The following is a 19,569-nucleotide window of genomic DNA, read 5'->3' on the forward strand; positions in this document are numbered from 1 at the left end:
GTCGACTCAAGGATTAACCATGAACGTCAGCCGAAGAAAATTCTTCAAAATCTGTGCTGGCGGTATGGCAGGAACAACGGCAGCGATGCTTGGCTTTACGCCGGAAGTCGCGCTGGCGGAAACGCGGCAGTACAAATTGCTGCGCGCTCGTGAAACCCGTAATACCTGTACGTACTGCTCAGTGGGCTGTGGTCTGTTGATGTACAGCCTCGGCGATGGCGCGAAAAACGCCAAAGAGACCATTTTTCATATCGAGGGGGATCCGGATCATCCGGTAAGCCGCGGCGCACTCTGCCCGAAAGGCGCAGGCCTGCTCGATTTTGTTCACAGCGAAAGCCGTCTGAAATACCCGGAATACCGCGCGCCAGGCTCAGATAAATGGCAGCGTATCAGCTGGGACGATGCGTTTGACCGCATCGCTAAGCTGATGAAAGCCGACCGCGATGCAAACTTCGTGGCGCAGAATGATAAGGGCACCACGGTTAACCGCTGGCTCTCCACCGGCATGCTGTGTGCGTCGGCCTCCAGCAATGAAACCGGTTATCTGACCCAGAAATTTACCCGATCGCTCGGCATGTTAGCGGTCGACAACCAGGCGCGCGTTTGACACGGACCAACGGTAGCAAGTCTTGCTCCAACATTTGGTCGCGGTGCGATGACCAACCACTGGGTCGATATCCGTAATGCCAACCTGATCGTTGTGATGGGCGGGAACGCCGCTGAAGCGCATCCTGTGGGTTTCCGCTGGGCGATGGAAGCTAAAATTCACAACAAAGCCAAACTGATTGTTATCGATCCGCGCTTTACGCGTACGGCATCGGTGGCGGACTTTTACACGCCGATTCGCTCCGGTACTGACATCACCTTCCTGTCAGGCGTACTGCTGTGGCTGATTCAGAATGACAAGATCCAGCACGAATATGTGCAGGCGTACACCAACGCCAGCCTGATTGTGCGCGAGGATTTTCACTTTGAAGATGGCCTGTTTAGCGGCTATGACGCGGAAAACCGTAAATATGACAAGACCAGCTGGAACTATGAGCTGGGCGACGACGGCTTCGCTAAACGTGACGAGACGCTCACGCACCCGCGCTGCGTCTGGAACCTGCTGAAGCAGCACGTCAGTCGTTATACGCCGGAAATCGTCGAGCGCATCTGCGGCACGCCAAAAGCGGACTTCCTGCACGTCTGCGAACTGATTGGTGAAACCAGCGCGCGCGATCGCACTACCTCGTTCCTGTATGCGCTGGGCTGGACGCAGCACTCCGTCGGGGCACAGAACATCCGTACCATGGCGATGATTCAGCTGCTGCTCGGTAACATGGGGATGGCGGGCGGCGGCGTGAACGCCCTGCGCGGCCACTCCAATATTCAGGGATTAACCGATCTCGGCCTGCTGTCGCAGAGCCTGACCGGGTACATGACGCTGCCGTCTGAGAAACAGGCCGATCTGCAAACCTATCTCACGGCGAATACGCCGAAAGCGCTGTTGCCAGGCCAGGTCAATTACTGGAGCAACTACCCGAAATTCTTCGTCAGCATGATGAAAGCCTTCTACGGCGATAAAGCGCAGGCGGAGAACAGCTGGGGCTTTGACTGGTTGCCGAAGTGGGACAAAGGTTACGACGTCCTGCAGTACTTCGAGATGATGTCGCAGGGCAAAGTGAATGGCTACCTCTGCCAGGGCTTTAACCCGGTGGCTTCGTTCCCAAACAAACGGAAAGTGATCGCCTCGCTGTCGAAGCTCAAGTTCCTTGTCACTATCGACCCGCTAAACACCGAAACCGCGACGTTCTGGGAAGATCACGGCGAGTTCAACGACGTTGATCCGGCACAGATTCAGACTGAAGTGTTCCGTCTGCCGTCAACCTGCTTTGCTGAAGAGAACGGTTCTATCGTGAACTCCGGCCGCTGGCTGCAGTGGCACTTCAAAGGCCAGGATGCGCCGGGCGAAGCGCTGAACGATGGCGAAATCCTTGCCGGCATCTATCTGCGTCTGCGTGAGATGTACGCACGCGAAGGCGGTGCGCTGCCTGAGCAGGTGCTGAATATGAGCTGGAACTATCTGACACCGGAAAACCCGGCGCCGGAAGAGGTCGCGATGGAGAGCAACGGCAAGGCGCTGGCGGATATCTTTGATGATAAAGGCACCCTGCTGGTGAAAAAAGGCCAGCAGCTCAGTACCTTTGCCCATCTGAAAGATGACGGCAGTACCAGTAGCGGCTGCTGGATCTTCGCCGGCAGCTGGACGCCAGAGGGTAACCAGATGGCGCGGCGTGATAACACCGATCCCACCGGGCTGGGCAACACGCTGAACTGGAGCTGGGCGTGGCCGCTCAACCGCCGCATTCTCTACAACCGTGCCTCGGCGGACCCGCAAGGCAATCCGTGGGATCCAAAGCGTCAGATCCTCAAGTGGGATGGCAGCAAATGGGGCGGCATGGACGTGCCGGACTACAGCGCCGCCGCGCCAGGCAGCAATGTGGGTCCGTTCATCATGCAGCCTGAAGGCATGGGTCGCCTGTTTGCGCTCGATAAAATGGCCGAAGGTCCGTTCCCGGAACACTACGAGCCGTTTGAGACGCCGCTTGGCACCAACCCGCTGCACCCGAACGTGATCTCCAACCCGGCAGCACGCGTGTTTAAGGACGATCTGGCGGCAATGGGTAAAGCGGAGCAGTTCCCGTACGTCGGCACCACCTATCGCCTGACCGAGCATTTCCACTACTGGACCAAACACGCACGGCTCAACGCCATTGCGCAGCCGGAACAGTTTATTGAAATCGGTGAGAAGCTGGCGAACAAGCTGGGAATTGCACAGGGCGATACGGTGAAAGTGAGCTCGAATCGCGGCTATATCAAAGCCAAAGCGGTAGTGACTAAGCGTATCCGTCCGCTGCAGGTGGATGGCAAAACCATCGACACCATCGGCATCCCGATTCACTGGGGTTATCAGGGCGTAGCGAAAAAAGGCTTTATCGCCAACACCCTGACGCCGTTTGTCGGTGACGCCAACACGCAAACGCCAGAGTTTAAGGCGTTCCTGGTTAACGTTGAGAAGGTGTAACGGAGAACGAATATGGCTTATCAATCACAAGACATTATCCGCCGCTCCGCCACCAATGGCGTGACGCCGCCGCCGCAGGCGCGTGACCATCAGCAGGAGGTGGCGAAGCTGATCGACGTCACCACCTGTATTGGCTGCAAGGCGTGTCAGGTGGCGTGTTCGGAGTGGAACGACATTCGCGATGAGGTCGGTCATAACGTTGGGGTGTACGACAACCCGGCGGATTTGACCGCCAAATCCTGGACGGTGATGCGCTTCTCGGAGGTAGAGGAGAACGGCAAGCTGGAGTGGCTGATCCGCAAAGATGGCTGCATGCACTGCGCCGATCCGGGTTGCCTCAAGGCTTGTCCGTCAGAAGGCGCGATCATTCAGTACGCGAACGGTATCGTCGATTTTCAGTCGGAACAGTGCATTGGCTGCGGCTACTGCATTGCCGGCTGCCCGTTCGACGTGCCGCGTCTGAATAAAGAGGACAACCGCGTGTACAAATGCACGCTGTGCGTCGATCGCGTCAACGTCGGTCAGGAACCGGCCTGCGTGAAAACCTGCCCGACCGGCGCGATCCATTTCGGCAGCAAAAGCGATATGCAGGCGCTGGCGGCGGAGCGCGTCACCGAGCTGAATACGCGCGGTTATGCCAATGCCGGCCTGTACGATCCAGAGGGCGTGGGCGGAACGCACGTCATGTACGTGCTGCATCATGCCAACAAGCCGCAGCTCTATCACGGCTTGCCGGATAACCCGAGCATCAGCCCGGCGGTGACGTTCTGGAAAGGGATCTGGAAACCGCTGGCGGCGATTGGCTTCGCTGCCACCTTTGCGGCTTCGGTGTTCCACTATGTCGGTGTCGGTCCGAACCGGGTGGAAGAGGATGAGGATGAGAACCTGCATGAAAAAGAGGAGCGCGAGTAATGAAAAAACGCGATCGTCTGGTGCGCTATAGCGCGCCGGAACGCATCAATCACTGGATTGTGGCGTTCTGTTTTGTGCTGGCCGCGCTGAGCGGGCTGGGTTTCTTCTTCCCGTCCTTTAACTGGCTGATGCATGTGCTTGGCACTCCCCAGCTGGCGCGCATCCTGCATCCGTTTGTCGGGGTTGTGATGTTTGCTGCCTTTATCATCATGTTCTTACGCTACTGGAAGCATAACCTGATCAATCGCGAAGACCTGGTGTGGGCGAAGAATATCCACAAAATCGTGCGTAACGAGGAGGTGGGCGATACCGGCAAATACAACTTCGGGCAGAAGTGTGTGTTTTGGGCTGCTATTATCAGCTTAGTCTTGCTGCTGGTGAGTGGCATTGTCATCTGGCGTCCTTACTTTGCCGGTGCCTTTGCCATCCCGCTGATTCGCGCCGCGCTGGTGGTGCATTCGGTCTCAGCTGTGGCACTGATCGTGGTGATTATGGTGCACATCTATGCGGCCCTGTGGGTCAAAGGCACCATTACCGCCATGGTTGAGGGCTGGGTGCCCGCCGCGTGGGCGAAGAAGCATCACCCACGCTGGTATCGCGAGCAGCGCCAACGCCACACACAACAGGAAAAACGTCCCTGATGAGTATTCGCATCATCCCGCAGGACCAGCTGGAGAGAGGCGAAAAGCGTACGGCGGAACAGGTTCCGCCGTTACTTTTCCCCCGGCTGAAAAATCTGTATAGCCGCCGGGCGGCACGCTTGCGTGAGCTGGCGGCGAAGAATCCGCTGGGCGACTACCTGCGTTTTGCCGCTGTCATCGCGCAGGCGCAGGAGATCGTACTGTATGACCATCCGTTACAGCTGGATCTGCATGCACGCCTGTCTGAGAGCGCTGCCCAGGGCAAACCACCGCTGGATATTCACACTTACCCACGCGATGCGCACTGGCAGCGTTTGCTGCATTCGCTGATCGCTGAGCTTAAGCCAGAGATGAGCGGCCAGGCGCTGGCGGTGCTGGAGAACCTGGAGAAAGCCTCTTCGACCGAGCTGGAGAGCCTTGCCAGCGCCCTGCTGGAGGGCGAATTTGCCCAGGTCAGCAGTGATAAATCGCCGTTTATCTGGGCAGCGCTATCGATCTACTGGGCGCAGATGGCGGCACTGATTCCAGGCAAAGCGCGTGCTGAATATGGCGAGCATCGCCAGTTCTGTCCGGTCTGCGCCAGCGTGCCGGTCACCAGCGTGGTACACATGGATGTGGGCCAGCAGGGCCTGCGCTATCTGCACTGCAATCTGTGCGAGAGCGAATGGTATGTGGTGCGCAGCAAGTGCTCCAACTGCGAACAGACGGGCGATCTGCACTACTGGTCGCTGGATAGTGAACAGGCCGCGGTGAAAGCAGAGAGCTGCGGCGACTGCGGTACCTACCTGAAGATGCTTTATCAGGAGAAAGATCCGGCCGTTGAGCCGGTGGCCGATGATCTGGCCTCGCTGGTGCTGGATGCGCGCATGGAGCAGGAGGGATTTGCGCGCAGCAGCCTGAATCCGTTTATGTTCCCCGGCGATTAACCGGCCATGAACGGCGCGCATAAATGCGCGGTAAGAGGATGACCGTAGGGTCGCCATGCCACACTCATTCAACACGGAGGCTTCAATGAAACTGATTGGCAGCTATACCAGCCCGTTTGTGCGCAAAATTTCGGTGATCCTGCTGGAAAAGGGCCAGGTGTTCGAATTCGTCAACCACTCTCCGTGGGATGATGAGAGCCACGTGCCGCAGTACAATCCGCTGGGCAAAGTGCCGGCGCTGATCGACGATCGGCAGCTCACCTGGTTTGACTCCTCCATCATTGCGCAGGTCATTGAGCTGCGTGGTGAAGCGCCTGCGCTGCTGCCCACCGATGCGCTGCACGCGCTTCAGGTGCGCCAGCTGGAGAAACTGGCCGATGGCATCAATGACGCCGCCGTGATGATTGTGCGTGAACAGCTGCGCCCGGGCGATCAACAGTCAGAAGAGGTGTTGCTGCGCAACCGGGAAAAAATCCAGCGCGGGCTGGATGCGCTTGAGACTGCAGCGGCACAGGGTGAACTGCTCAACAGCGGCACGCTCAACCTGGCTGACATCGCCACCGGCTGCATGATTGGCTACCTTAACTTCCGCCGCGTGCTGCCTAACTGGTGCGTCAATCGCCCGGCGCTGGTCAAACTGGCGGAGACCCTGTTTGAGCGGGAGAGCTTTGCCCGTACCGTTCCGCCCGCCAGCTAAGTTACCTGATGAAAAACCTCTACAGCCAGTTACCCGCCATTGATAACCTGCTGCGCGATCCGGCGCTGCAAACTCTCCTCACCGATGCCGGCACCGCGTTAACCACGCGCCAGCTGCGCGCCATGCAGCAGGAGGCGCGTGAGCATATCCGGCTGCACCAGACCCTGCCTGACTGGCATGCAAACTGGCCGCAGGAAGCACAGCGCCGCGTGCAGCAACAGCAGCAGAGCGCGCTGCGACCGGTGTTCAACCTGACCGGTACCGTGCTGCACACCAACCTTGGCCGTGCTCAGCTCAGTGAACATGCTATTGCGGCAGTTGACGCCTGTCTGCGTCAGCCGGTCACGCTGGAGTATGCGCTGGACGATGCCACTCGCGGTCACCGCGATCGCGCTGTGAGCAAGCTGCTGTGCGAACTGACCGGCGCCGAAGCGGCCTGCATTGTTAACAATAATGCCGCGGCGGTGCTACTGATGCTGGCCAGCCTGGCGCCCGGGCGCGAGGTGATTGTTTCACGCGGCGAGCTGGTGGAGATCGGCGGTGCCTTCCGTATCCCGGACGTGATGCGTCAGGCGGGCTGCCAGCTGGTAGAGGTCGGCACCACCAACCGCACGCACGTTAAAGATTATCAAGGCGCCATCGGCGAACAGACCGGCCTGCTGATGAAGGTGCACACCAGCAATTACCACATCGAGGGTTTTACCCATGCGGTGACAGAGCAGGAGCTGGTCACGCTGGGCGAAGCGCATCAATTGCCGGTGATCACCGATCTCGGCAGCGGCTCCCTGATCGACATGACTGCTTACGGGCTGCCCGCCGAACCGATGCCGCAGCAGCTAATTGCGGCCGGTGTCAGCCTGGTCAGCTTCTCCGGCGACAAACTGCTTGGCGGCCCGCAGGCGGGGATTATCGTCGGCAAACAGGCGCTGATCGACCAGCTGCAGCTGCATCCGCTCAAGCGCGCGCTGCGCGTGGACAAAATGACGCTGGCCGCGCTGGAAGCCACGCTGCAACTCTATCGCCAGCCGGAAACACTGCAGGAAGCGCTGCCAACGCTGCGCCAGCTGACGCGCAGCTCGCACGCGATTCTGCAACAGGCCGAGCGGCTGATGCCGGCGCTTGAACAGACGTATGGTGGTGAATTTTCGCTGGCGATTGCTGCCTGTTCATCGCAAATCGGCAGCGGTTCGCTACCGGTCGAACGTCTGCCCAGCTTCGCGATTACCTTCGCGCCGCATAACGGCCATGGCGGCCAGCTTAATGCGCTGGCGCAGCGCTGGCGTCACCTGCCGCGCCCGGTAATTGGGCGGATTCAGGAGGGCAAGCTGTGGCTGGATTTACGCTGTCTTGAGGATGAAGCCGCCCTGATTCGGACGCTGGTACCATGATTATTGCTACCGCCGGACATGTCGATCACGGTAAAACGGCGCTGTTACAGGCGTTAACCGGTATCAATGCCGATCGCCTGCCCGAAGAGAAACGGCGCGGCATGACCATCGATCTCGGCTATGCCTACTGGCCACAGCCGGATGGCCGCGTTATTGGCTTTATTGATGTGCCGGGCCATGAGAAATTTCTCGCTAACATGCTGGCCGGCATTGGCGGCATCCATCATGCACTGCTGGTGGTGGCCTGCGATGACGGTGTGATGCCGCAGACGCGCGAGCATCTGCAGCTGCTGAGCCTGGCCGGCCAGCCTCCCCTTAGCGTGGCGCTCACTAAGGCCGACCGCGTTGATGCTGCCCGCCTTGCTGAGGTGCAACAGCAGGTGGCGCAACTCACGCAGCAGCTCGGCTGGCCCGCGGCGCCGCAGTTTGTGACCAGCAGCCATACCCAACAGGGCATTGACGCACTGCGCCAGCATCTTTGCCGCCTGGCCGAGCCGGTGTTTAACTTGCAGCAGCGCTTTCGGCTGGCGATCGATCGCGCCTTTACGCTGAAAGGTACCGGCCTGGTAGTGACCGGCACGGCGCTGGGCGGTGACGTGCAGGTGGGTGATACGCTGTGGTTAAGCCGCCTCAGCATACCGGTACGCGTGCGGGCGCTGCATGCACAGAACCAGACGGTGACGCGCGCGCAGGCCGGTGAACGCATTGCGCTGAACATTGCGGGTGAGGTCGAAAAAGCGCAGATAGCACGCGGTGACTGGCTGCTGGCCCAGGCGCCGCCGGAAGGTACGCAGCGGCTAACCGTAGCGCTGCGGCTGCTGCAACCGCTGAAAAACGCCTCCCAGCCGGTACATATCCACCACGCCGCCAGCCACGTCACCGGCCGTTTAACTTTACTGGATGACGCGCTGGCTGAGCTGGTACTGAACGAACCGCTGTGGCTGGCAGAGAACGATCGGCTCATTATCCGTGACAGTAACGCACAACAGACGCTGGGCGGCGGCCGCGTCCTGCTGCTCGACAGTAAAAAACGCGGCAAGCGTCAGCCGGACTATCTCGCCTGGCTGCGCACCCTGGCCGCCGCGACAGACGATCGCGCCAGTTTGCAGGGCTATCTCAGCCAGCAGCCCGCGCAGTATGACGAGCTCGGCTGGGCGCGTCAGCTCACGCCAGCAGCGCTCGATGATTTGCTGACGGACATCGCTCCGGTGCGGCTTGGTAACCAGCTGATCGGTACTGCACAAGCCGCCGGCTGGCAGCTGCGGATACAGGAGGCGCTGGCCCACTTTCATCAGCACCATCCGGAGCAGCCGGGTATCGGTCACGATCGTCTGCGCCGCGTCGCCCTGCCCAATCAACCTGCTGCGCTGATAGTGGCGTTGATTGATCAGATGCTGGCGCAGGGCATATTGCAGCAGAAAAATGGCTGGCTGCACCTGCCGGACTTTGAACCTCGCTTCAATCCACAGGAAGAGACGCTGTGGCAGCAGGTGGCACCCCTGTTTGCCGGGCAGCCGCTGTGGGTGCGCGATATCGCTGAAGCCGTACAGCAGGATGAAGCCGCCGTGCGCAGCCTGCTGCTGACCGCCGCGCGTCTTGGGCACATTACCGCGATCGTGCGCGATCGCTACTACCGCAGCGACCAGATCCAGATCTTCGCCGATCTGATTCGCCAGCGTGCCGCTCAGGGTGGCAGCACCAGCGCCGCCGATTTTCGTAACCAACTGGGTACCGGGCGCAAAGTAGCGGTACAGATTCTGGAGTTCTTTGACCGCAGCGGCTTTACCCGCCGGCGCGGTAACGATCACCTGCTGCGCGATGACCGTCTCTTCACCGCTTCTGCCACCTGAATACCTTCGCGTTGCCTCGCAGTTATCGCTGTAACTGCGCTGCAACGCACATTCCCCGTTGTACAAAAATGTGCCAGGATGTAAGAAATACTCTTACATTTGGTGAGCAATGATGGCACGTACCATGACAATCGATTTAGGTGATGAACTGCGCGAGTTTGTTGAATCTCTGGTGGCATCCGGTGACTACCGGACGCAAAGCGAAGTGGTGCGGGAATCCCTGCGCCTGCTGCGCGAAAAGCAGGCGGCGTCGAAACTGGAGAATTTAAGGAAATTGATCAAGGAGGGGATGGAGAGTGGAGAACCCATTCCCTGGGACGTAGACGATTTTCTACGGAGAGCGAAAGCCAGGGTAGGCATTTATGAAAAAAGAAATCGTGATAACACCGAGAGCGAGTGAAGACTTGCTGACCATCTGGCTTTATGGATGCTGGAACTTTGGTGAACCTCAGGCTGATCGCTATGCCTTGAAAATAAATACATTATTTTCCAGCCTCCAGGTAAATAACCTGGGACGACGCCGCATAGATTATGGCCGTGATTTTTACTCCATTATCCACAGCGAACATATCATCATTTACCGCGTTGAACCTGAGCAGATCATCATTGTTCGTATTCTGCATCATTCTCAGGATTATTCATCCCATATCACCTGGGACACCTCGCTTTAAAAAGCAAAAAGGGACGATTTCTCGTCCCTTTGGCTCTGGTTTACATCAGCGCATCGCTTACTGCAGCAGTGAAATATCCGCTACCTGCAGGAACAGCTGACGCAGTTGCGCCAGCAGCGTCAGGCGGTTGACGCGTACCGCTTCGTCGTCAGCGTTAACCATCACGTTATCGAAGAAGTTATCAACCGCTTCGCGCAGCTGTGCCAGCTCTTCCAGCGCATCCTGATAGCGGCCTTCAGCGAAATAGGGCTGCAGCTTGTCACCAAGGGCCGTGACGAAGGTCGCCAGCTGAATCTCGGCGTTCTCTTTCAGCAGCGAAGCCTGCACGCTGTCATTCAGGGTCTCCGTGGCTTTTGCCAGGATGTTTGACACGCGCTTATTGGCGGCAGCCAGCGACGAGGCCGCTTCCAGCGTACGGAAGTGCGATACCGCTTTCATGCGTGCATCGAAATCGGCCGGACGGGTTGGACGACGTGCCAGTACCGCCTGGATGGTATCGACGCTGTGGCCCTCTTCCTGATACCAGGCGCGGAAACGGCCCAGCATAAAGTCGATCACCTCATCAACCACCTTCGCATTGCTCAGCTTGCTGCCGTAGAGACGCACTGCTTCTTCGGTCAGGGTTTGCAGATCGAGCGGCAGGTTCTTCTCAACGATAATGCGCAGCACGCCCAGCGCAGCACGGCGCAGCGCGAACGGATCTTTATCGCCTTTCGGATGCTGACCAATACCGAAGATGCCCGCAAGAGTATCCATCTTGTCAGCAATCGCGACGGCACAGGCGACCGGACTGGAAGGCAGATCGTCGCCGGCAAAGCGCGGCTGATACTGCTCGTTCAGCGCAACCGCAACATCCTCAGCTTCGCCGTCGTGGCGCGCATAGTGCATGCCCATCACGCCCTGGGTATCGGTGAACTCAAACACCATGTTGGTCATCAGGTCACACTTCGAGAGCAAGCCCGCACGCGTGGCGTGATTCACATCTGCACCAATCTGCGCGGCAATCCAGCCAGCCAGCGCCTGAATGCGATCGGTCTTGTCACGCAGCGTGCCCAGCTCCTTCTGGAACAGCACGGTTTCGAGGCGCGGCAGATTGTCTTCCAGACGCTTTTTACGGTCGGTGTTGAAGAAGAATTCGGCATCGGCCAGGCGCGGACGCACCACCTTTTCGTTACCGGCGATGATCTGCTGCGGATCGCGGGATTCGATGTTGGTCACGAAGATGAAGTGCGGCAGCAGCTTGCCGTCTGCGGCATACACCGGGAAGTACTTCTGGTCACCTTTCATGGTGTATACCAGCGCTTCTGCCGGTACCGCCAGGAACTTCTCTTCAAATTTCGCGGTGAGCACCACCGGCCACTCTACCAGCGAGGCGACCTCTTCCAGCAGGCTGTCGCTCAGATCGGCGATACCGCCCAGCTGCTGCGCCGCGGCTTCCGCATCGGCTTTGATTTTGGCTTTACGCGTCGCGAAATCAGCCACCACTTTACCGCGCTCCAGCAACAGCTGCGGATACTGGTCTGCGTGATCAAGGGCAAATTCCTGCTCGCCCATAAAGCGGTGACCGCGAATGACGCGATCGGACGAAATGCCCAGAATGGTTGCCGGAATCAGCTCGTCGCCCAGCAGCAGCGTCACGGTGTGCACCGGACGGACAAACTGCACGTCGCTGGCGCCCCAGCGCATCAGTTTTGGAATCGGCAGCTTGCTCAGCGTGGTGGCGACCATCGCAGGCAGCAGTACCTGGGCGCTCTCGCCTTTTACTGCGGCACGATGCACCAGCCATTCGCCTTTATCGGTGCTCAGGCGTTCGGCCTGCTCAACGGTGATGCCGTTACCGCGCGCCCAGCCTTCAGCCGCTTTGGTTGGCTTGCCGTCTGCATCAAACGCCGCCGCAATGGCCGGGCCGCGTTTTTCAATTTCGCGATCCGGCTGGGCTGCAGCCAGCGCGGCGACTTTCAGTGCCAGACGGCGCGGAGCAGCAAACCAGCTCACCTCGCCGTGTGCCAGGCCGGCGCTATCCAGCTCTGCAGTAAAGTGCGCGGCAAAGGCTTCCGCCAGGCTGCGCAGCGCTTTCGGAGGCAACTCTTCGGTGCCAATTTCCACCAGGAAAGTTTTATCGGTCATGGCTGCCTCTTACTTGTTACGGTTGCACATTGGGAAACCGAGCGCCTCACGGGACGCATAATAGGCTTCAGCCACGGCTTTCGTCAGGGTACGGATACGCAGAATGTAGCGCTGGCGCTCAGTCACGGAGATCGCCTTGCGCGCGTCCAGCAGGTTAAAGCTGTGCGCCGCTTTCAGAATGCGCTCATAGGCCGGCAGCGGCAGAGGTTTCTCCAGCGCCAGCAGCTGCTGCGCTTCCTTCTCATACTGCTCGAAGCAGCTGAAGAGGAATTCCACGTCTGCATATTCAAAGTTGTAGGTGGATTGCTCCACTTCGTTCTGGTGGAACACATCGCCGTAGGTGGTTTTACCAAACGGACCGTCGCTCCAGGTCAGATCGTAGACGCTGTCCACGCCCTGAATATACATCGCCAGGCGCTCCAGACCGTAGGTGATCTCACCGGTGACCGGCTTGCACTCAAGGCCGCCAACCTGCTGGAAATAGGTGAACTGCGTCACTTCCATGCCGTTCAGCCACACTTCCCAGCCCAATCCCCAGGCACCCAGCGTTGGGTTTTCCCAGTTATCTTCCACGAAGCGGATGTCGTGCACGGTGGGATCGATACCCAGCTCTTTCAGCGAACCAAGGTACAGCTCCTGAAGGTTGTCCGGGTTCGGCTTGATCACCACCTGGAACTGGTAATAGTGCTGTAAACGGTTTGGGTTTTCACCGTAGCGGCCATCGGTTGGACGGCGTGAAGGCTGCACATACGCGCTGGCCATTGGCTCAGGCCCGATAGCGCGCAGGCATGTCATAGGGTGTGAAGTGCCAGCGCCCACTTCCATGTCCAGCGGTTGAACAATGGTGCAGCCCTGGCGCGCCCAGTAATCCTGCAAGGTCAGGATCAGGCCCTGAAAGGTCTTGGTATCAAACTTTTGCATGTTGAGTACGCGATACGGGTCGATTAAAAAAGAGTGCGACAGTATACCCTTTGACCGCGCATTGTGCAGCCGGAAATCCTGCTGGCAGGCCGCACGGTTGTGCTGCGCTTAACAGAGTGATCTGAATTACCCGCTGATATGTTGTTGGCGGGCGACGCAGTAGCTACGCTTCCTTCGCACTCAGTACGTACGAGGAAGACATGTCGCAAAAAATTAGCTGGATAGATAACTTACGCGCGATTGCCTGCCTGATGGTAATCGTCATTCACACGACCACCTGGTATATCACCGGACCGATGGCAGTGACGGGCATCACCTGGGATATAACGAATGTCATGAACTCCGCTTCACGCGTCTGTGTGCCGCTGTTTTTCATGATTTCAGGTTATCTGTTCTTTGGGGAGCGCAGCGCGCAGGGGCGGCACCTGCTGCGCATTGTGCTGTGCCTGCTGTTCTATAGCGCAGTGGCACTGGCCTATATCACCTGGCTGACGCCAATCAGCGAAGGACGATCGCTGATTAAACTGCTGCAGAAGCCGGTGTTCTACCACCTGTGGTTCTTCTTTGCCATTATCGGTATCTACCTGCTTTCACCGCTGATTCAGGTGAAAAGCGTGCAGCCGCGCTATGTGGTGCTGCTGGTATTGGTGCTGGCGGTGCTCGCCAACCCCAATACCGTCAGCCAGTCGCTGGGGCCCTTTCACTGGCTGCCGGTGAACCTGTATGTTAGCGGCGACACGATCTATTACCTGCTGTATGCGCTGCTGGGCCGTGCGATTGGCTGCATGGATACTGATAAACGCGGCGTTAGCTGGCTGGCCGGTTTTGGCTTTATCGCCTGCGTAGCGGGCATTGCGCTGGGTACAAAACAGCTGCTGAAAATCAACGGTGCTTTCAACGATACCTGGTATCTCTACTGCGGCCCGCTGGTGTTCATCGCGGCGATCAGCCTGCTGGTGCTCAGTAAAAATGTGCTTAATCACCGCCCGCTCCCCGGGCTGGCGACAATTTCACGCTACTCCCTGCCCATCTATGGTTTCCACGCGCTGTTTATCCACTATCTGCGCACGCATCACTACGACGATATGTCGCGTCCGTGGCTGGATCTGCATGGGTGTTCGGCGTGACGCTGGCGGGCAGTTTACTGCTGGCAGTGATTTTAAAACGGGTGGATAAGCATCATCTGGTGAGCTGATCGTCCCAGCGCTGACGCGCCCGGCGTAGCTGGCGCGCCGAGGAGAAGCCGGCCGCCAGTGCCGCCTTCTCTGCCGCCTCCCCCTGTTGCTGGCGCTGACGTGCAATCACCAGCCGCAGCTGCTCATGGTATTCACGTACGCTGATGCCAAGATGCTGACGGAACAGCCGTGTGAGATGGCGTTCGCTAACGTGCGCCCGCTCCGCCAGCGCAGTGAGGGACCAGTCATGTTCAGGATGCGCAATCATCGCATCCTGAGCCCGATGAATGGCGGGATGCAGGTGATTACGATAGCGCAACCATGGCGACAGCTGCGGATCGTCGCCGGATCGGCGGAACCACACCACCATCTCCCGCGCCACCGTTAACGCCTGACGCGATCCGCACAGGCGATTGATCAGATGCAGCGCCAGATCGATGCCGGCGGTGATACCTGCACTGGTCCAGATACCGCGATCTTCTACGAAAACACGATTATCTTTCACAATCGCCGCGGGCGCCGCCGCTTTGAGACGCGGCAGTACATCGTGGTGCGTGGTGCAGGCAACGCCATCCAGCAATCCCGCCTGTGCGGAGAGCAGCGTACCCGAGCAGATGCACACCAGCGTAATGCGCTGCGAATGAATAGCGTAGTGTTGCTGGCGCAGCCAGACACGCGCCGTAGCGGCCGCCCCGGTATCAAACCAGACGCGCGAGTCAAACACGCCCGGCACCACCAGCAGACTGTTGTCAGGCAGATGCTCAGGCAGCGGCGCAATATCCGCGAGGGTCATGCCGGTAGAGCAGCGCACCTGCGGCTGCGGACCGATGTAGTGCAGGGCAAAGTGCCCGTCGGCCAGCTGCAGCGTCTCCGCCGGGCCGGTGAGATCCAGCGCCATCACGCCGGGCAAGACGAGGAAATAGACGGACTGGGGCATGTCGGGCTCCTGCGAAAGAGGCGGTTTACAGCGCTTACCTTAAACGGCTTCGCGCCATCTTACCCCAGAAACAGGCACCTTTACGCCCTCATCCGGCCATCAGCCAGCCAAATCAGGACATCAGCGGCAGCAACTGCTGATAGAGACGCGCAAAGGTTTCCCGCCGTGGCTGATACGCCTGATGCCGCGTCGCGTCCGGTTGATGACGCTGCACCCGCTCCGGCGTCGGCCATGCGCTGGCGGGATAAATCGCCTGCTGCGCCAGCCTTGCCGCGCCCAGCGCCGGGCCCACTTCGCCGCCGTGACTGTAATCAAGGGTTAATCCGCTGATGTCCGCCAGCATCTGGCGCCAACAGGCACTGCGCGCGCCACCGCCGATCAGCATGACGGTGTCAGGTTGTACACCGCACTCATGCACCGCATCCATCCCCTCCGCCAGGGCAAAACCGACGCCCTCAAGCACCGCACGCGCCAGCTCGGGCCGGCCATGCTGGTGCGTCAGGCCAAAAAACGCGCCCTGCGCCTGCGGGTTGTTGTGCGGTGTGCGTTCGCCGGAGAGATAGGGCAAAAACCAGACGGGTGCTGCATCCGCCCGCGCTTTTTCCGCTTCTGCCAGCAGGTGCGGCACATCGTCGCAGCCGGTCAGGGCGGCGGCCCAGTCAAGGCAAGAGGCCGCGCTGAGCATCACTGACATCAGATGCCAGCGCTGCGGCAGCGCATGACAGAAACTGTGCACCGCGCGCTGCGGATTACTGAGATAGCCTTCGCTGACCAGAAAATAGACGCCTGAAGTGCCCAGCGACAACATGCCCTGACCCGGTTCAACCATCCCTACCCCAACCGCGCCTGCGGCGTTGTCGCCACCGCCTGCCACCAGCGGCACGGGCTGCATGCCCCAGCGCGCGGCGATATCCGGCTGCAGCGTCCCCGTGATCTCACTGCCTTCAAACAGTTGTGGCATGTGCCGGCGTGCCAGCCCGCAGGCGTCCAGCATGGTATCGCTCCAGTCGCGCTGCGCCACATCCAGCCACATTGTTCCGGCCGCGTCCGACATATCAGTGGCGAAATCACCGCTCATGCGCCAGCGCAGGTAATCTTTCGGCAGCAATACTTTTGCCACCTGCGCAAACACGTCGGGCTCATGCTGTTTTACCCACAGCAGTTTGGGTGCGGTAAAGCCCGGCATCATCAGGTTGCCGGTAATCTGCCGTGAATCAGGTACGCGCGTTTCCAGCTCACGGCACTGCGCTTCGCTGCGTCCATCGTTCCATAAAATGGCCGGACGCAGCACGCAGTGACGATCGTCCAGCAGGGTGGCACCGTGCATCTGCCCACTCAACCCCAGCGCTTTCACCGCGCTCAGATCGTGTTGCTGCGCCAGCGCCTGCATGGCGTTATCGGTAGCCTGCCACCAGCTTTCCGGGTCCTGCTCGCTCCATAACGGCTGCGGACGTGACACCTGAAGCGGTGCGCTGGTACTGGCTTTCACCTGCCCGTGCGCATCCAGCAGCACCACTTTTACGCCGGAGGTGCCCAAATCAATCCCGATAACCATGCCATGCTCCTGATGGGTTAAAAGTCGTACAGATAGTGATTAACCAGATTTTCCAGCTGCTCCTGGCGTCCGCTATGGTGCTGCGGATTGAGCTGCTGCTGCTGAGCATGCGCTGCCAGCGAGGCAAGTGAAAACTCGCCTTTCAGAATTTGCTGGCCGAACTCACCATTCCAGCCGCTATAACGCTGCGCCACACGCTTATCCAGCTCGCCTTCGCTGACAATGCGCGCCGCCACTTTCAGCGCCAGCGCCAGCGTATCCATCGCGCCGATATGACCGTAGAACAGATCGTATTTATCGGTGCTCTGACGACGCACTTTGGCATCAAAGTTCAGCCCGCCAGTCGTGAAGCCGCCGGCCTTAAGGATCTCATACATGACCAGCGCGTTCTCCTCCACGCTGTTCGGGAACTGATCGGTGTCCCAGCCGCACTGGCTATCCCCGCGGTTGGCATCGACCGAGCCGAAAATGCCCAGCGCAATCGCTGTCGCAATTTCATGGTGGAAGGAGTGCCCCGCCAGCGTGGCGTGGTTGGCCTCCACGTTCACCTTGATCTCCTTTTCCAGCCCGAACTGCTTAAGGAAACCGTACACCGTCGCCACGTCGTAATCGTACTGATGTTTTGTGGGTTCCTGCGGCTTCGGCTCAATCAGCAGCATGCCCTGGAAACCGATTTTGTGCTTATGCTCGACCACCATCTGCATGAAGCGGCCGATCTGCTCGCGCTCCTGGCGCAGGTCGGTATTTAGCAGCGTTTCGTAACCCTCCCGGCCGCCCCACAGCACATAATTCTCTCCGCCCAGCGTCTGCGTTGCCTGCATGGCGCTGCACACCTGGCTGGCGGCCCAGGCAAAAATCTCCGGGTCCGGGCTGGTGGCGGCACCTGCCGCATAGCGCGGATGGGTAAAGCAGTTGGCCGTGCCCCACAGCAGTTTGACGCCGGTCTCCTGCTGTTTCTCCAGCAGTTTATCGGTCATGACAGCCAGGTTCTCCCGATAGCTGTGCAGCGAATCGCCCTCCGGCGAGACATCCACATCATGGAAGCAGTAATAGGGCACGTTCAGCTTGTAGAAAAATTCAAAAGCTACATCCGCTTTCTGCTTCGCCAGCTGGAGTGCATCGCCGTTTTTCTGCCAGGGGCGATCAAACGCGCCAACGCCAAACATATCCGCACCGTTCCAGCAGAAGGTGTGCCAGTAGCAGGCAGCAAAGCGCAAGTGCTCCGCCATGGTTTTCCCCAGAATCACCTCTTCCGGATTGTAGTGACGAAACGCCAGTGCATTCGTGGTTTTGGCCCCTTCATAGCGAACGCGCTCAAGCTGGTCGAAATAAGCGTGCATGTTTTGCTCCTTAGCATCAGACCTGGATGGTCAGCAGTGAAGCGTTATTTTGCGGATGCGCTGGCGTCCGGCTCAATTACGATATTTCACACTCAACGTAAGATAATTATTATTTGTGCGCCCGCTCGCAAAACGCTGTAATAAATTTCATTGCGCACTGCGACGCACAGGAATTGCAACCGCTGATTTATCGCAACTGAAAATATCGATCGCGCTCAAAGAATCATAAATAAACAAAAAAACGTAATAGCAGGATAAAAATCAGTAATTGATGTTGGCGCAGAGTCAGGTCAACAATTCATCCGCCTGGTGCATAGCCTTACAACGACAATAGCCTCAACCTACAGGATGACCATGATGAAAATGAAAATCACGCTGTTAGCACTCAGTGCTGCGCTGGCCCTGTTCAGCCATGCCAGCCTGGCGAAAGAAGTGAAAATCGGTATGGCGATCGATGATTTACGTCTGGAGCGCTGGCAGAAAGACCGCGACATTTTTGTTAAGCAGGCGGAAGCATCAGGCGCGAAAGTATTTGTTCAGTCCGCCAATGGCAATGAAGAGACGCAAATCTCACAGATTGAAAATATGATCAACCGCGGCGTCGATGTGCTGGTCATCATTCCTTACAACGGTCAGGTATTGAGTAACGTGGTTGCAGAAGCGAAACGTGAAGGCATTAAAGTGCTGGCCTATGACCGTATGATAAATAATGCCGATATCGATTTTTATATCTCTTTTGATAATGAAAAAGTCGGTGAGCTTCAGGCAGAAAGTATTGTTAAGCAGGTACCTAAAGGTAACTACTTTTTAATGGGCGGATCGCCGGTTGATAATAATGCCCGCCTGTTCCGTGCGGGCCAGATGAAGGTGCTCAAGCCCTACATTGATAACGGCGCGATTAAAGTGGTCGGCGATCAGTGGGTTGATGCCTGGCTACCGGAAAACGCGCTAAAAATTATGGAGAACGCCCTCACGGCGAACAGCAACCATATTGACGCCGTGGTTGCCTCAAACGATGCGACTGCCGGCGGCGCTATTCAGGCCCTGAGCGCGCAGGGGCTGGCGGGTAAAGTCGCCATTTCCGGACAGGACGCGGACCTCGCCGCCATCAAGCGCATCATGAGCGGCACGCAGACCATGACGGTCTACAAACCAATAACCGAACTCGCCACCGAAGCAGCGAAGATCGCGGTTGAGCTGGGGGAGGGTCAAACGCCGGCCAGCAACAGCAAACTCAATAACGGCCTGAAAGATGTGCCGTCGCGCCTGCTGAAGCCGATCCCGGTTAACAAGGACAACATCGAAAGCACCGTAGTGAAAGACGGTTTCCATAAACAGAGCGACCTCTAAGCGCCACCACGC

The 19,569-nt window shown here is 58.5% G+C and carries 15 protein-coding genes and 1 pseudogene; 11 read left to right on the plus strand and 5 right to left on the minus strand.

Annotation, left to right across the window (positions count from 1 at the left end):
* Positions 1-19 precede the first annotated feature (19 nt).
* From fdnG to HA48_RS02210, 9 genes are all read left to right on the plus strand, one after another.
* Positions 20-3,067 (plus strand): formate dehydrogenase-N subunit alpha, encoded by a 3,048-nt coding sequence (fdnG, locus tag HA48_RS02170; RefSeq protein ID WP_139807974.1) that lies wholly within the window; start codon positions 20-22, stop codon positions 3,065-3,067.
* 12 nt (positions 3,068-3,079) lie between these two features.
* Positions 3,080-3,979, plus strand: a complete 900-nt coding sequence (gene fdxH, locus HA48_RS02175) for a formate dehydrogenase subunit beta (RefSeq protein ID WP_128599577.1) — start codon at positions 3,080-3,082, stop codon at positions 3,977-3,979.
* Positions 3,979-4,620, plus strand: coding sequence for a formate dehydrogenase cytochrome b556 subunit (gene fdoI / locus HA48_RS02180; protein WP_128599578.1), 642 nt, complete (start codon positions 3,979-3,981; stop codon positions 4,618-4,620). Before fdxH ends, fdoI begins: the two co-directional genes overlap by 1 nt.
* Positions 4,620-5,546 (plus strand): formate dehydrogenase accessory protein FdhE, encoded by a 927-nt coding sequence (gene fdhE, locus HA48_RS02185; protein ID WP_128599579.1) that lies wholly within the window; start codon positions 4,620-4,622, stop codon positions 5,544-5,546. The genes fdoI and fdhE overlap by 1 nt, the downstream gene beginning before the upstream one ends.
* Positions 5,547-5,631: 85 nt before the next feature.
* The gene (locus HA48_RS02190; RefSeq protein WP_128599580.1) at positions 5,632-6,243 is read left to right on the plus strand and encodes a glutathione S-transferase; all 612 of its coding nucleotides are present in this window, start codon (positions 5,632-5,634) and stop codon (positions 6,241-6,243) included.
* Positions 6,244-6,251: 8 nt separating this feature from the next.
* On the plus strand, positions 6,252-7,631 hold the full coding sequence (gene selA, locus HA48_RS02195) for an L-seryl-tRNA(Sec) selenium transferase (protein WP_128599581.1): 1,380 nt from the start codon (positions 6,252-6,254) through the stop codon (positions 7,629-7,631).
* Positions 7,628-9,481 (plus strand): selenocysteine-specific translation elongation factor, encoded by a 1,854-nt coding sequence (selB, locus tag HA48_RS02200; RefSeq protein WP_128599582.1) that lies wholly within the window; start codon positions 7,628-7,630, stop codon positions 9,479-9,481. The genes selA and selB overlap by 4 nt, the downstream gene beginning before the upstream one ends.
* Before the next feature lie 112 nt (positions 9,482-9,593).
* On the plus strand, positions 9,594-9,881 hold the full coding sequence (locus HA48_RS02205) for a type II toxin-antitoxin system ParD family antitoxin (RefSeq protein WP_128599583.1): 288 nt from the start codon (positions 9,594-9,596) through the stop codon (positions 9,879-9,881).
* Positions 9,844-10,152, plus strand: coding sequence for a type II toxin-antitoxin system RelE/ParE family toxin (locus HA48_RS02210; RefSeq protein ID WP_128599584.1), 309 nt, complete (start codon positions 9,844-9,846; stop codon positions 10,150-10,152). Before HA48_RS02205 ends, HA48_RS02210 begins: the two co-directional genes overlap by 38 nt.
* A 57-nt stretch (positions 10,153-10,209) precedes the next feature.
* Here the strand turns inward: HA48_RS02210 and glyS are convergent, their stop codons facing one another.
* Entirely contained in the window at positions 10,210-12,279 is a 2,070-nt protein-coding gene (gene glyS / locus HA48_RS02215) for a glycine--tRNA ligase subunit beta (RefSeq protein ID WP_128599585.1), read from the minus strand.
* Positions 12,280-12,288: 9 nt separating this feature from the next.
* Entirely contained in the window at positions 12,289-13,200 is a 912-nt protein-coding gene (gene glyQ / locus HA48_RS02220; RefSeq protein WP_128599586.1) for a glycine--tRNA ligase subunit alpha, read from the minus strand.
* A gap of 200 nt (positions 13,201-13,400) precedes the next feature.
* Here glyQ and HA48_RS02225 point away from each other — a divergent pair.
* Positions 13,401-14,395 (plus strand): annotated as a pseudogene (locus HA48_RS02225) (acyltransferase).
* On the opposite strand, the gene HA48_RS02230 reads toward HA48_RS02225, so the two are convergent.
* The 3 genes from HA48_RS02230 to xylA form a co-directional block, all read right to left on the minus strand.
* Positions 14,380-15,312: a GlxA family transcriptional regulator gene (locus HA48_RS02230; protein WP_128599587.1), complete on the minus strand. Its 933-nt coding sequence runs from the start codon at positions 15,310-15,312 to the stop codon at positions 14,380-14,382. The pseudogene HA48_RS02225 and the gene HA48_RS02230 overlap by 16 nt on opposite strands.
* Positions 15,313-15,424: 112 nt before the next feature.
* Positions 15,425-16,867, minus strand: coding sequence for a xylulokinase (gene xylB / locus HA48_RS02235; RefSeq protein ID WP_128599588.1), 1,443 nt, complete (start codon positions 16,865-16,867; stop codon positions 15,425-15,427).
* A 17-nt stretch (positions 16,868-16,884) separates the two neighbouring features.
* Complete coding sequence (xylA, locus tag HA48_RS02240) at positions 16,885-18,207, minus strand: xylose isomerase (protein WP_128599589.1); 1,323 nt, start codon at positions 18,205-18,207, stop codon at positions 16,885-16,887.
* A 357-nt stretch (positions 18,208-18,564) separates the two neighbouring features.
* Between xylA and xylF the strand changes: the two genes are divergently transcribed.
* Entirely contained in the window at positions 18,565-19,557 is a 993-nt protein-coding gene (gene xylF, locus HA48_RS02245) for a D-xylose ABC transporter substrate-binding protein (protein ID WP_128599590.1), read from the plus strand.
* The last annotated feature ends 12 nt before the right edge of the window (positions 19,558-19,569 follow it).

The organism is Pantoea wallisii, from assembly GCF_002095485.1.
In the GTDB taxonomy this organism is placed as follows: domain Bacteria; phylum Pseudomonadota; class Gammaproteobacteria; order Enterobacterales; family Enterobacteriaceae; genus Pantoea; species Pantoea wallisii.